15 protein-coding genes are annotated in these 14,197 nt (G+C 43.1%); 10 read left to right on the top strand and 5 right to left on the bottom strand.

All coding sequences use genetic code 11. The annotated features are described in order from the left end of the window. The first annotated feature begins 350 nt into the window (after window positions 1-350). From MSG33_RS08745 to MSG33_RS08715, 7 genes are all read left to right on the top strand, one after another. Window positions 351-578, top strand: coding sequence for a hypothetical protein (locus MSG33_RS08745; RefSeq protein WP_005377125.1), 228 nt, complete (start codon window positions 351-353; stop codon window positions 576-578). A 130-nt stretch (window positions 579-708) separates the two neighbouring features. Then, the gene (locus MSG33_RS08740) at window positions 709-2,127 is read left to right on the top strand and encodes a TolC family protein (RefSeq protein ID WP_248380673.1); all 1,419 of its coding nucleotides are present in this window, start codon (window positions 709-711) and stop codon (window positions 2,125-2,127) included. A 3-nt stretch (window positions 2,128-2,130) separates the two neighbouring features. Further along, entirely contained in the window at window positions 2,131-3,111 is a 981-nt protein-coding gene (locus MSG33_RS08735) for an HlyD family efflux transporter periplasmic adaptor subunit (protein ID WP_248380671.1), read from the top strand. 22 nt (window positions 3,112-3,133) lie between these two features. Continuing rightward, the gene (locus MSG33_RS08730; RefSeq protein ID WP_248380669.1) at window positions 3,134-4,300 is read left to right on the top strand and encodes an ABC transporter permease; all 1,167 of its coding nucleotides are present in this window, start codon (window positions 3,134-3,136) and stop codon (window positions 4,298-4,300) included. Further along, window positions 4,297-5,448 (top strand): ABC transporter permease, encoded by a 1,152-nt coding sequence (locus tag MSG33_RS08725; protein WP_248380667.1) that lies wholly within the window; start codon window positions 4,297-4,299, stop codon window positions 5,446-5,448. Before MSG33_RS08730 ends, MSG33_RS08725 begins: the two co-directional genes overlap by 4 nt. A 258-nt stretch (window positions 5,449-5,706) precedes the next feature. Beyond that, on the top strand, window positions 5,707-6,771 hold the full coding sequence (locus MSG33_RS08720; RefSeq protein ID WP_248380665.1) for an HlyD family secretion protein: 1,065 nt from the start codon (window positions 5,707-5,709) through the stop codon (window positions 6,769-6,771). Next, on the top strand, window positions 6,761-7,753 hold the full coding sequence (locus MSG33_RS08715; protein ID WP_248380663.1) for a DUF2955 domain-containing protein: 993 nt from the start codon (window positions 6,761-6,763) through the stop codon (window positions 7,751-7,753). The genes MSG33_RS08720 and MSG33_RS08715 overlap by 11 nt, the downstream gene beginning before the upstream one ends. Window positions 7,754-7,974: 221 nt before the next feature. Here the strand turns inward: MSG33_RS08715 and MSG33_RS08710 are convergent, their stop codons facing one another. After that, on the bottom strand, window positions 7,975-8,892 hold the full coding sequence (locus MSG33_RS08710; protein ID WP_114324197.1) for a LysR family transcriptional regulator: 918 nt from the start codon (window positions 8,890-8,892) through the stop codon (window positions 7,975-7,977). A gap of 302 nt (window positions 8,893-9,194) precedes the next feature. Between MSG33_RS08710 and MSG33_RS08705 the strand changes: the two genes are divergently transcribed. From MSG33_RS08705 to MSG33_RS08695, 3 genes are read left to right on the top strand one after another with little or no spacing between them, the layout of a single operon-like run. Next, window positions 9,195-9,407 carry a DUF1656 domain-containing protein gene (locus MSG33_RS08705; RefSeq protein ID WP_048626481.1) on the top strand — a complete coding sequence of 71 codons (213 nt, stop codon included), beginning with the start codon at window positions 9,195-9,197 and terminating at the stop codon, window positions 9,405-9,407. Window positions 9,408-9,417: 10 nt separating this feature from the next. Further along, window positions 9,418-10,281 carry an HlyD family secretion protein gene (locus MSG33_RS08700; RefSeq protein WP_031780619.1) on the top strand — a complete coding sequence of 288 codons (864 nt, stop codon included), beginning with the start codon at window positions 9,418-9,420 and terminating at the stop codon, window positions 10,279-10,281. A gap of 14 nt (window positions 10,282-10,295) precedes the next feature. Then, complete coding sequence (locus MSG33_RS08695; protein ID WP_114324198.1) at window positions 10,296-11,651, top strand: FUSC family protein; 1,356 nt, start codon at window positions 10,296-10,298, stop codon at window positions 11,649-11,651. A gap of 47 nt (window positions 11,652-11,698) precedes the next feature. Here MSG33_RS08695 and MSG33_RS08690 read toward each other — a convergent pair whose 3' ends face one another. The 4 genes from MSG33_RS08690 to MSG33_RS08675 form a co-directional block, all read right to left on the bottom strand. Next, entirely contained in the window at window positions 11,699-12,040 is a 342-nt protein-coding gene (locus MSG33_RS08690) for a hypothetical protein (protein WP_114324199.1), read from the bottom strand. Between the two features lie 141 nt (window positions 12,041-12,181). After that, on the bottom strand, window positions 12,182-12,808 hold the full coding sequence (locus tag MSG33_RS08685; RefSeq protein WP_248380661.1) for a LysE family translocator: 627 nt from the start codon (window positions 12,806-12,808) through the stop codon (window positions 12,182-12,184). 298 nt (window positions 12,809-13,106) lie between these two features. After that, window positions 13,107-13,460, bottom strand: coding sequence for a DUF1428 domain-containing protein (locus tag MSG33_RS08680; RefSeq protein WP_012841750.1), 354 nt, complete (start codon window positions 13,458-13,460; stop codon window positions 13,107-13,109). A 97-nt stretch (window positions 13,461-13,557) separates the two neighbouring features. Then, complete coding sequence (locus MSG33_RS08675) at window positions 13,558-14,163, bottom strand: hypothetical protein (RefSeq protein WP_248380660.1); 606 nt, start codon at window positions 14,161-14,163, stop codon at window positions 13,558-13,560. Window positions 14,164-14,197 lie beyond the last annotated feature (34 nt).

Below are 14,197 nucleotides of genomic sequence, written 5' to 3'. Positions count from 1 at the left end.
AGCTGAAACATAAAATTACAACCATTCACCAAATTTAGCATTCCTCTCTGATACTCAATTCCATACATAAATTGCCCTTTAAAACATGATCGTGATCACATCGATTTTAGCGGTTTTTGAGGCGTTTTTAGACTTTCCAACGTATAATTTTTAATCAACGAAACCATTGAGAGTTTCGGTTAGAAAGCAGTGAAGCTGGAAGTCTATTAAAAGCTCAACATTGATGTCAGTGATTTGGACACAAATAAAACAAAACACAAATACTGACTATATGACAAACACTTAGACACCATCTGAAAACTGGAAAACTATAAACAGAGGTGCATTTATAGTTAGAAGGAACACCAAACATGGAACGCGATACCTTTGGAATATGCCTGAATAAGGCCATGCTGTCAGAGAATATGTATTCAACGTTTACACACGTCAGGGCTTATGAAAAAAACGGAGGCGGTACTTCTGATCTCAAGGTCCTGTTATCATTCCCTCAAATGAGTGGAAAAGACCTATTGAATACGATGCGAGGTTCTCGTCAGCTTGAGTGGAGAGCAGAGTTTCACTGTCCATATACGAAGTAAACTTGTAACATCTCCCGCGCCCAGCACAAACATAACTGGGCGCATACTACTATCCAATTTCCCCTCCTACTTAACACCAAGTTACGAATCCTTTATATTAGAGCTTATACTCTACGACAAAGCAGCCATTATGAAAAAAACAGGAAAGTTTTGGATACTGGGCTTACTTAGCAGCTCGATTTCCCTTGCCTGTCATGCGGCACCGATCACTTTTGATACCGCATGGCAGTTATTGCTAGAAAACAACTATTCTCTTAAAGCTCAACGCTCAAACGTCGAGAATTACCAATACCAAGAGAGTGCCACCAGCAATCTCAACTTACCTCAGGTTACCATTGGCGCGAATTACACGCGTTTAGATACCGATATCACGTTATCGGGAAAGCAAATATTGGATAGCACTGAATCGCCAATCAGTATACCGATTCCACTACCACCAGCTGTCGTTGGAGCAATAGCAAACACCACTTCGACCATAACCGAACGCGATATTTTCTCTTCGTCTATTCGTGCCATTTGGCCAATTTTTACTGGTGGTCGTATTTCTGCTGCTCAATCAGCAGCAGAAGGTAAAACAGATGAGGCTAAAAGCCAGCTTCTAATGGAACAACAAGCGCGCTTTGAAGATTTGTCGAAGTACTACTTTTCTGTCGTGCTGGCAAAGGAAGTACTCGCAACGCGGCAAGCGGTTGAAGCTGGACTAAAAAAGCATAGAGATTTTGCCATTAAGCTTGAAGAGCAAGGACAAATCGCACACGTTGAGCGCCTGCAAGCCGAGGCTTCTCTAGATAAAGCATCAGTAGAAACACGTAAAGCCGCCAGCGATTTGAGTATCGCTCAAGCAGCATTAGGTAAATTACTTGCACAAGATGACGCCGTAGAGCCCGCTGAATCTTTGTTTATCAACGACAGTCTTCCCCCTCTAACCGCTTTTGTCGATCAAACGTTGCTTACCTATCCGGGGTTAGACCTTCTGAGCGCTAAACACAAACAAGCCTCTAGCTTAATCAAAGCAGAAAAAGGGAAATACTATCCTGAAGTTTACCTTTACGGAGACTACAGCTTGTATGAAGACGATTCTCTCGCAAGCCAAATGAAGCCTGACTGGTTAGTTGGTGTCGGTGTGAGCATTCCACTGATTGAATCAACAGGGCGAAGCGAAAAAGTCAAAGCAGCTCAAAGCGTCGTCTCGCAGGTCGATTCATTAAAGTCCCAAGCCAAACAAGATTTATCGCTGCTAGTCCAAAAGACATACTTGGAGGCTCAGCAAGCCATTGATGAAGTACAAGGGCTCGCATCTAGCATTGAACTCGCTAACGAAAACCTGCGCTTGCGTGAAAAAGCATTTACTCAGGGTCTGTCGTCTTCTCTGGATGTTGTGGATGCACAACTTTATGTCGCGAGTATAGAAACACAACGTTCAGCGGCACGTTTCCGCTATTTAATATCTTTAACGAAACTACTCGCATTGAGCAGTGAAATGAACAGCTTCGAACAATATCAAAATACCGCTTATATCCCTGCTTCAACATCCAAAGAGGTGAAATAAATCATGGCAGCTAAATCACTAAAACCTGTTTTACTCTCACTTTGTGCTTTGGGTGTTGCCTCTTGGGTTGGGTATCAATTTTACCAAGCCTATCAACCGGAACCGGTCCGCTTACAGGGATTAATTGAAGCCCAGCAATACAGCATTTCCTCAAAAGTTCCAGGGCGTATTGATGAGGTCATGGTCCGTAAAGGCGACGATGTAGAGAAAGGCCAGCTTATTTTTACCCTTCATAGTCCTGAAATTGAAGCGAAGTTAGAACAAGCAAAAGCAGGTGAAAAAGCGGCGGACGCCTTAGCTCAAGAAGCTGAGAAAGGCGCACGTGAGCAACAAATCCAAGCAGCAAAAGATCAGTGGATGAAAGCTAAAACCGCTGCGAATTTAATGGAAAAAACCTACAATCGTGTAAATAACCTCTATAACGATGGCGTGGTTGCAGAACAAAAGCGCGATGAAGCTTTAACTCAGTGGCAAGCAGCGAAATACACCGAAAGTGCCGCATTTCAAATGTACGAAATGGCAAAAGAAGGCGCGAGAAGTGAAACTAAAGTAGCTGCGGCGGAAAAAGCGCGCATGGCATCGGGTGCCGTAGCCGAAGTAGAAGCGTATGCGAAAGATACTCAGATCTACAGCTGGTTTGACGGCGAAGTCTCTCAAGTTCTACTTCAAAGTGGTGAATTAGCACCTCAGGGCTTCCCGGTTGTTACTGTGATAGATACAGAAGATGCCTGGGCGACACTGAATGTGCGTGAAGATTACCTTCAACACTTTAAAAAAGGAGCAACCTTTGATGCCTATTTGCCTGCCTTAAATAAAAATGTTGAGTTCAAAGTAACGCATGTTGCCGTTATGGGTGACTTTGCAACGTGGAGAGCAACCGATGCTTCTCAAGGTTTTGATCTTCGTACCTTTGAAGTAGAAGCTCGTCCAGCTCAACCCGAACCTGAACTGCGTATGGGAATGAGTGTTGTCGTTGAACTTTAATCACAACCACTAGGTTAATGCTATGACGATTAAGATTTCACAGCGGCATATCTTACGACGAGACAAGTGGTTACTTTCGTGCCTTACTTGGATACCGATTTTGCTCGCGATGATGATTTGGGGAGTGTTCTCTGCGGGCATTGCCCGGGATCTGCCAATCGGTGTGGTTGATCTACAACATTCCCAACTTTCTCGAAAGCTCATTCAATCTTTGGATGCGTCGTCGAGTCTGGCTGTTAACTATCACTACACCAGTGCAAGCGAAGCAAAAAATGCGATGATTGAAGGCGATATCTACGCTTACGCGGTCATCCCATCTAAGTTCGACCAAGATATTCTCCAACACCGCCAACCTCAACTTTCTGTCTTTTACAACAGTCAGTACATTTTGGTTGCGAAACTGATCAACTCTGCCGTTGCGCAAGCACAAGGCTATTTCGATGCTCAGGTTGAAGTAATGAGCAACTTGGCTAAGGGTAACACCACAACGTTAGCAGCGGCTGCACAGGCTGTACCCGTGTCGACACAAATAACCGCATTATTTAACCGTAACAATAACTACGCACAATTTTTGGTAACGGCTATCGTGCCAGCTATTTGGCAAATATGTATTGTAGTAAGCACTATTTTGATTCTTACCGCGCACTTTCGCATTTATGGTGGAAAGAATGGCTTTGCGTTTTTGGGCGAAAAGCCATACGCCAAGCTCACTTCCCTATTAAGTCAGTACATTCCGGTCTTTATGGCGCAAGGTGCGTTGTTCTTATACTGGTTTTATTCCGTGCTTGATTGGCCAATGGAAGGCAGTTTTTTGGTTATGCTACTAGCACAATTGGCGACGGTTATCGCCTGTATCATTATGGGATCGTTGTTCTTCTTCTTGTCGATGGATCCTGCACGTGCGATGAGTTTTGCTGGCGCGTTTACAGCTCCAAGTTTCGCGTTCATGGGAATTACATTCCCAGTTTCTGACATGAACACGCTCGCTTATGCATGGCGTTCGTTATTGCCGATTACCCATTACATTGAAGTGCAAGTGAGTCAAGCAAGCTATGGGGCATCGGCCGCACAATCTTTAAGCTCGCTATGGCCTATGATTGGCTACGTAGTGCCCCTGCTCATTACCGCAGCCTTGGTGGGTAAACATCGAACAGCTTCATCAACACGCCAAGCGAAGGAGGCGGTATGACATTGTGGCAACTGATTAAAGCGGAACTGAAGGCCGTTCTAACCAATCCAGTCGTTACGTTGACCGTGTTTGGTGGTGTCGTATTTTACTCGTTTTTATACCCTTTGCCTTATGCACAACAAACGCCTCGTGAACAACCAATCGCGATTGTTAATTTAGATGGTAGTCAGACGAGCTTAAAGCTGGAACGTATGGTTGATGCCACTCCACAAGTCAACGTAGTTACTCGACTTCATACGATTGCCGATGCAAAACAAGCATTTTTACAACGAGAGATCACCGGTTTTTTAGTCATACCAGAACACTTTTACAAAGACCTAATGCTAGGTAAAAGCCCGACTCTAGCCTACGCTGCGGACGCTTCGTATTTTCTCGTGTACGGAACCGTGGTAGAAGGATTGGCCCAAGCGGGAGGCACATTAGGGGCCCAAGTGAAAGTCAGTAAAATGGTGATAGATGGTGTGCCCATGAGTATGGCTAGCCATAATTACTCTGCTATTAAGCTTAATATGAAACCGACGTTCAACCCAACCATGGGTTACATCGAATACGTAGTGCCAGCAGTATTTGTTCTGATTTTACAACAAACGTTGATCATGGCGGTTGGATTACAAACGGGAATACAGCGTCATGGTCGTGGCTACTGGTCTCAAGTATCAACGGGAGCGCTGCTGCTTGTGAGAACGTTAGTATTTGTGGCAATTTATTATTTACTCGGCGCCTATTATTTTGGTTTTAGCTTCGAACGTTTGAGCGTAAACCATATCGCCAACGCGGGCGAACTACTGGCCATGTTGTTCCCGTTCTTTTTAGGTTGCTGCGGGCTAGGCTTCTGGCTGGGTTACTTATTACCTCGGCGTGAACTGGTTACCTTAGTCGTCCTCGTGAGCTCTATGCCTCTCATTTTCTTGGCGGGTTTTATTTGGCCGATTGAAGCCATTCCTGCTCCCCTACTATGGATTGCAGATTTAAGTCCAAGTACATGGGCGATCAAAGCTTTCTTATCGCTAAACCAAATGGGGGCAACCTGGCAACAAGTCGCTCCACATTGGACGGCACTTTGGGCACTCACCGTGCTTTGGGGTAGCGTTGCGTACTGGATTGCTAAGCGCAATAACAAGCCAGTTGTAACAGAAAGTCTAAGTTGATTTCTCTCTACAGCTCAAAGAGATAATCACAAATCAAAAACCTGATGGACGAGCTGAGGGGCGAAATGTCGCCCCTTTTTATTGGCGATGTTAGCCAACGTGATTGGAAAGTTCGTTTAGCATGCTTCAGCCTCTCTAAATGGCACCTTCGGAACAATCCTATAACCTTATCGACAAATAGTTGATTTTTTTGAAGCATTGTTTATGTCACATGTTGTAACATTGCTTATCTAACGTATTGTAACAAGAGAGAATTGGATGTCTAAAGCGGAATCATCTTCCAGAAAGTTAAGCTTTATTATTATTGGCCTCGTTTTTGTGGTTTGGCTATATAGCTTGTGGGCTGATCGAGTAACACCAATCACTGGCACCGCTCGGATTCATTCTTATCTTGTCCGCATTACTCCAGAGGTTTCGGGGAACCTAACTGAAATCCATGTTCGTAATAATCAAGTCGTTAATGCTGGTGATGTGCTTTTCGAAATTGATCCAAGAGATTATCAAATTAATCTGCGTTCAGCCGAAGCAAACTTAGCCATTGCTGGCCAAAACATTGGAGCCAACACCGCGGCTGTTGAAGTGGCACAAGCTAAGGTCATTGAATCACTCGCAGCTCGTGACAACGCAAAAGAACAAGCAGCTCGCGTAACCGAGCTCGCCGCAAAAGGGGTATTGAGTAAATCTGAGCTAGACAACGCCATCGAAGCTAAAGCACGAGCTCAAGCCACATTAGAGGCAGCAGAAGCGTCCTTAGCTCAAGCCAAGCATAATCTTGGCCCCGAAGGGCAAGATAATCCCCAGATTCTCGCAGCTATAGCAAATCTAGAAAAAGCGCAACTCGATTTACAACGAACGAAAGTGATTGCTCCATCAAAGGGGATCGTTTCTAACTTACAACTCACTGTTGGGCAAAAAGCGACGACTGGCTCACCTCTTGTCACTTTCATTGATCCGAGAGGCGTGTGGGTATCAGCGCTTGTTCGCGAAAACTCACTCGAGCATGTTCGTGCGGGACAAAAAACAAAGATTGTGTTGGATGCTTTACCTGGCAGAGTGTTTGAAGGGCGAGTAGAAAGCATTGGTTGGGGTACTGGTGGCAGTAACGACGTCGATCCGACAACTGGCTTTTTGGTTGCAGACAATAATTCCTTAAATGCACAGCGCTATCCTGTAAATATTGTTTTTGAAGGCGGAGATATTCCCGAAAACGTACGTTATGGTTCGAAAGCAACGGTCGCTTTTTTAACTGAGCAAAGCACCTTTGGAGAGTGGCTGGCCTCTTTCTGGATGAGAGTGTTGAGTATCTGGACTTATGTTTCATAGTTCAGCAAACCCAATCATTAGATTGGTTTTCACTCCGATTCTTTTACTGTTTTACTTACAGTATTCAGGTGCACCTACTCCCTTTATCGCGCCAATATTCGTTGTGATTTTTCTAACACTGATGCCATCTAAGCCCCCGTTCAACATGATGTTGAAATTGCTGGTAATACTCTCACTTCTCAGCTTTGGCATCGTAACTTTAGCAGGAGCGCTCATGAGCTCTCCTAGTGGCTTCTTACTGTTTACTTGGTCACTTCTCTGTTGGAGTTATTACCGAAGTCATCGCGATCCCAAAGACATCGTTTCGACACTCACTTTGATTGTTGTATTGATTATCGTGGTCACAAGCCAACAAATGGGGTTGTCGCTTGAGGGGTTGCCATGGGTCTTATTTACTAGTTTCATCGTTGCGTTGGTTGCCACATACATTAGCTTTTGGCTATTCCCTGGGGACGAAAAAGATATACAACCAGACCAAACCACTCTTGATGGTGCAAACGAACATATCGGGCTTATCGTCTTTAAAGCAACCGCATTGTGTGTTGTTTTGTACGCGCTAATATCATCTGGAAGCTCTCAAACGCTATTGATCGCAATAACATTTGGCAGCATGATTAAGCACCCAATTAATCAAGACAGTCATTCCTTTGGGCGGTATCGAATTATCACTACAAGCCTAGGGATCTTGTTTACTATTCCATGCATGCTTGCAGTAGCCACAGGTGCACCTACTTACGTTGTACTTGGCGTTACCATCTTTTGTGGCCTGCAACTAGCGTGTTTTGCAATACGTCGACAGACACACTTAACCATCTATCAATTGCTTTTTACTAACTTCACTGTGCTGACTTACCAGATTATTAACAATACGGGCATCGAATCATTTTCTGCTCAAATGACTCGATTCGTCTCTATTTCTATCGCTATAGTTCTAGGGGTACTGGTTCTCAATTTATTTAGATCAGAGCAAGAGGTGAAATAACTGCAGCCTCTCTTTCTTAAACTAACAGCGGCTGAGCGATATGAGCTTTCTCATTGAACGAAGCTTGAATAAATAAAAAAAGCATCGATCTTATACTCACATATAGAGGATTACTCCCTCCCAATAACCATTAACGTCCAATCAGAAGAAAAGAATTTTTCAAGTAAAAAAACAAGACTCGAATTGAGTCTTGTTTATAAATGTGGTCTGGATGAATACGGTTATGGCGTCGCTTTAAAATCGCGGATTAGCTTCTCCCGATACGCCGTAACAACCCTCATGATAGAGTCTTTTACATCCCCTATTTGCTTAGAGGGTTGACAGCAAAGGCCAAAACCAAACTTAAAGCCTTCTAGTAATTCACAGACTTCAACGGGCTCTATATCATTATTAGAAAATTCGGAATGAGCCAGCGTTCTAGGAAGAATCGCCCACCCTAGCCCTGCTTCAACCATTTTTACAACAAGAGCCAACTGATCGACTTCTTCATGATTCGAACTGACGATAACTTTTTCACCCATTCCTTCTTCAATGAAAGATCGCAACACAAATTGCTTGCTATTCCTCAACGCAGTTAACACTTGGTCGGGTGCCATAGAAGCCAGTTCACCACCTTTCTGGACAAAGGGAACAAATTCAAAGTGACCTAAAAACGTCGAGTCTAGACTGTGTATTGCACGGCTATCATGTACATTGACAATACCGAACTGGTACTCACCAGTCGCTAAACCTTCTTTGATCTCGTTACGGTTACGAACAAAAAAGTTAACTCGCATCATCGGAAAATCTGCCGCTAATTGAACACGAAGTAACACCAGCAAACGATGTGGGATAGCACTAGAATAGGCAATACTGACACTCTCTAAGCCACCATGAGCAAGGCTCAATGCGACTTTGTCGAACGTACGGGCTTGTTCAACTGTTTGCTTTGCATAGTGGTAAAGAAGGCGAGCATCTTCAGTGGGTTCTACGGAACGGCCAACCCGAGTAAACAAGCTCACAGCAAGTAAATCTTCTAAGTTCGTAACAACCTGCCCGATGGTTGTTCTGTGCTTATTCAATTTTACAGCGGCTTTGCTAAACGAAAGCTCCTCGTAAACAGCAACGAATGCCAATAGTTGTTCAAAACTAAAATTCATAGGTTTTCTTATATCTTAGGGCTACATGGCTAAACTATCACAAGTTATTGAGAATGCTAGCTCGAAAGAGCGACGGTTAACCCGAGGCTTTTATCTTCATCATTAGATACGTAGTTATTCCGCACGTAAATGCGAAAACTTATCGCACTCACACTCCCCTTAAAGCACGTTCGACATTAGACGTAACTCATTACGAACTCTCTAAAAAAATACATTGATGGATTTGATCCTACAAAAGCGATTATTACATTTGTAGGATTTCTCTTATCTTTGCATTCATCAAATAAATAGAGAAAAGCACCATGAACTCAATGCCACATGAGCTTGTGTGGGGTGAAGTTTACTTCCCACCCTTGCTGCTGGTTATTGCATTGGCTTACATGCTCACCATTTTGGTTGGAACCGTTGCGACAAAATTAGGGGTACACAAATACGTTGCGTTTCCAGCGCTTGCAGAGCTGAGCCTAATTGTGATTTTTACTGGCGTTATTGGTCGATTCATAACCATCTTTTGAGGCAAATTCCGTGATAAAACGTTATCTAATCACATTTTTATTACTGTGTTCCGCTGGCACTGTGATTTTCAGTTACTACCAATCATACTCAAACAATCCTTGGACTAGAGATGGTCATGTCAGCGCGTACATTGTGTCTATAACGCCCCGTGTAACCGGGCAAGTCATCAAGGTGTATGTTGAAGACAACTCCCAAGTTAATGCGGGCGACTTACTGTTTGAGATTGACCCAAGCATTTATAAAGCGTCTTACCACAAAGCCCAGGCGGCTCAAAAGCAAGCCATTGCGTTGTTAGCGAAAGCCAAAAATGAAGAACAACGTGCACTGGAACTAGAAAAGCGTACACCTGGCGCGGTATCGGTGCTGACGTTGAACAATTTGAACAACGCCGTAGAGACAGCAATCGCAAACGTGGAGCTGGCGAAAGCAAACGTCGAAGAAGCAAAACTGAACCTTGATTACACCAAGGTGTACGCTCCAACAAATGGTTACATCACCAATTTTAATCTGCGCACCGGCTCCCAAGTTGTCGCAAACTCACCAGTTGTAGCATTAATTGATGAAGACAGCTTTTGGATCGAAGGCTATTTCAAAGAAACGGATTTAGTTGGTGTTGATCCACAAGATAAAGCATACGTAACCTTAATGATGCACGACGAAATGGTGCTAGAAGGCAAAATCAAGAGCATTGGTTACGGCATCGCGAAGCAAGACGGTAGTACAGGTAACGACCTTCTGCCTAATGTGAACCCTAACTTTCAGTGGATACGCTTAGCTCAACGCATTCCAATTAAAGTGAAATTAGACAACTTACCAAAAGATTTTCAACTACGCGTCGGTATGACGGCATCCATCAAAATCATCAAACAATAAATGCGGTGAAATGTATGTTTAATGCCTCAACCAAAGAAGCAATAAAAGCTGCACTGTCTATCGTTATCGCAATCTGCCTCGCCTTATGGTTTCAATGGGAGAAACCCTATTGGGCAGCGATCGCCGTCGCGGTAATGGCATTAAATGAAAGCTTCGCTCACTCGATAAACAAAGGTCATAATCGCCTAGTGGGAAGCCTACTGGGCATTGGCTATGCCTTTTTCCTAATCACAGCATTTTCTCAAGATCGCTTTTTGTTCCTGACTTTTTTTACCCTATTTTTAGGTGTATGCATTTTCATGTCGAGCGACGAAAAGTACGGTGATGTGTTCTCCATAGGCTTTGCTGTGTGCTCTATCATCGCTTGTATGGGAGGGTTTGATAGTCAAGTGACGTTCCATTTCGCAGTACTTCGAATGCAGGAAACTATTCTTGGCATCATTACCTTCTCCGTTGTTTATCGTTTGGTTTGGCCAGTGAATACTGAAGAGAATTTCATTCAACGCTTTGAGAGCAGCCGTGAGGTGTTGCTTAAAGCTATGGACAAACCAAATGACATTGATATTGATGCGCTTGAAACCAACACAGCAAACATTGAGAAGATGTGCCAACTACTGGGATTACCGCTCACGGGCAGTTACCACCTCAAAGAACATCGAAAACTGTGGCATCAGCGCCTCGAAGAGATGAAACGTATTCAAGAACGATTACTTGAACAAGTGGAAAAACCTCACTGTGATGATATTGACTGGAAACCTGTGGCTCAAAACCTGACGCTATTTGATATCGCTCAGCCAACCACGCATCTAATTGGCCGTACCTTATTGACTGAACAAGTGAACCAAAAAACATCTTGGCATCGTGAACACCGGACTTTCATACAGCACTTGAAAGAAGACCGAAGAAAGGTTTTACAAGGCCTATCGATGTTTATCACCTCGTTATTGGTTTGGATTTATCTCCCTGTACCAGGTGGGTTTATCTTCCCTATGTTGGCCGGTGTCTTTTCATCAATAGTACCTACAATGCCTCCTAGCGTTGTTAAAGATGCCTTCTTTGGCGTTTTGGGAACAGGTTCAGTGATACTGCTGCAATACATCTTCTTGATGCCCATGATGACTGAGCTCTGGCAACTAGGGTTATTTTATTTCATCAATATTATTTTGATTTGGGAGGTATTTTCTACACCACAGCTGATGATCCATAGAGTCTTAGGCGTCAATTTATTGGTGGTATTAACCTCAGGCGCACTTAACTTGACCCCGGAGTATCGTATCGAAACACCTTTACTCATGCTGGTAAACATCATGCTCATTTTGATGATCGCCAAGTTATTTAATGACCTGTTTCATCCCCGCGTAACCACTTAAACAAACAATTAAACTTAATAAGGAAATGCTTTGAACAATGGGTTAGATCAAATTACGTAATGGCAAATAACACCGCCCGAAAAGGTAAAAATTAAAGACCAAACCAACACACTTTGAACAGGAAACATATGAAATATCAGCGGTGGGAATACTTTAATATCACGAAATGAGAATAATATTTGAGGTTGAAGATCCCAACATGTAGCTAAATATGCGCCTCTTTTGAGCCGAGGATGCTTGATCAAATACTCAGCATAGGATGAATAAACCGTCCACAACCCCAACAGCCCAAATAACTCGATGATAGAAATAACTTCCAGACTAAATGGCAATAGTGAAGGCCCACCAATGAGTAAGATAATTGCGAAGATCCACATCTTATTTTTCATTACACATCCTTGTTGCTGATTTACGCTTATGTATTACCAATAACAACACCAAGTAAAAGCTGTTGGCCATAAAAACGCAACCAACGTTGAATTGCTCATTTCAAGCGTTGAGGTTTTCTCTTATACAAATATTTCCACCCACTAGCGCTCACTGAATGCCACTTTACTCGCTAGACTGATAAGCAGAATACCCGAAACACCTTCAAGAGTTCTTGAGTAACGCTGAGAGTGTGGACGACTAAATACCCAATTACCCACAGATGCGTACAAAACGTTACATGTCGTCGCAAGCACGCTGAACAGCAAGCCAAGTACTAATAATTGCATTGATGTTGAGCTTGCAGACGTATCAATAAATTGAGGCAGAAACGAGAGGAAGAATAGCGCTACTTTTGGATTCAAGACGCTGACGATAACCCCCTGAACAAACACATTTTTATTATTATCAACATTTTTGTTTTCAACGATTTTACTTTCTCCACGCCACATGGACAGTAATGACTGAACACCTAAATAAACTAGGTAAGCGGCCCCTAACCATTTAACAACGCTAAAAGCCAAAGATGAACTCAGAATTATTGCTGACAAACCTAAACATGCCGCTAGTGTATGAAAAAAGTAACCAACACCAAGCCCCAGAGCCGCTTTCAGCCCAGCAGATAATTTACCTTTCATTGTATTGGAAACAATATAAATTACATCTGGTCCAGGAATCATGTTGATAGCGAGACAAGCGACAACAAATAATAATAGTGAGTTTGAATCCATTCTTTTCTCCAAATTAACGTCTTGCGGGATAACATCTCATCGAACTATAAGTAATGCAACGTCTAGGTTTCCTTTGGTTATCAAGGCGTTGACCGTAGTTCATTAACGTGCCTGCCATCGCAGGCTCGGGGCTAGCTATAGCTGATACGACAATCAGTGAATAATTTATCCCTTCCATTTTTACTCTAAGCCTCCACATGGAGTTTTATCAACGCTTATCGCGGAATAATGTACATCAGAAGCGTAATCCTGATTAACGCGCCAAGTGTCACGAATCAAGCTGGGGCTCTCTGGTATTTTACTGCTCCAAAATAACATCAAATCCACCATAAATGAGACGCTTTCCATCAAAGGGCATTGGGTTATTCTCAGGACTCATTCGAGGATCACCCATGATCCGCTGCCACCCTGAGTCTCGCACTTCTTTTGAAGGCCAGACTACCCATGAAAACACAACGGTTTCGTTGCTTTCAGCTTTAACTGCCATGGGAAACGATGTGATCTCACCATCTGGTACTTCACTTCCCCACGTCTCAATAACCTTTAAGGCCCCAAACTCCCTGAACATTTCTGCTGCTATTTTTGCGTGTGCGATATACTTTTCTTTATTCGCTGTCGGTACTGCAGCGACAAACCCATCAATGTATGACATAAGTAAACTCCTTTCATTGGAGTTATAACCATAGCTCAATAAAAAGAATGCACATGATGCCAAATCATAGAAGCAGGTACGTAATACAGCTTGAGAGCTACATTCCTAGCTTGGACTTTATATGCATATTTGAAAGGTATGTGTTTGGATCAAGCTTGGCTAGCGTATTTATAATTTCCAAAACGCTCGAATACTCAATACGTTCCTCTTCTGCATGCCCGATCCCACCTATTGTAAAGTGAGTAAAGCGGTAATCACGATAAACGTTTTGCAGCTGGCTAGAAATATCTTTGAGTAATCTTTTACTGAGGGCGAATGCAGGGTATTCACTATTTTCTGAAAGCTCTGCTGTAGATCCAATAGATACAATATTGCATTTATCGTTAAGTGAACCTAAAGCGTTAAGCTCATTGACTAAATTAAGATACCCAATCGGGCCAACATTCATAAACTCAATCAGTTCGTTTGTTGTCAATTCTGAAGACTCTCCCCACATCGACGCCAAATAAACTATGATGTCAAACTCTACACCTTTGAAGCACGTATAATCTGGTTTTTTACCGGGATCAACGTCAATACAAACAGAAGCGACTCCATCCTCAACTAGCTTTGATCTAGAAATCGCATAAATTTCTGTACCCTGTAAGTTCGTAGCCAAGAACCTTCCTAGCCCCTTACTACCTCCAACAATTAAAATCTGCATAACCCTGTTCCTTGGTTAAGATTGTCTTTCATAT

It is taken from the genome of Vibrio sp. 1CM7H (assembly GCF_023161645.1).
Classification (GTDB): domain Bacteria; phylum Pseudomonadota; class Gammaproteobacteria; order Enterobacterales; family Vibrionaceae; genus Vibrio; species Vibrio diabolicus.
The sequence above is the reverse complement of the archived record's forward strand: the minus strand, read 5'-3'. Positions and strand labels throughout refer to the sequence as shown.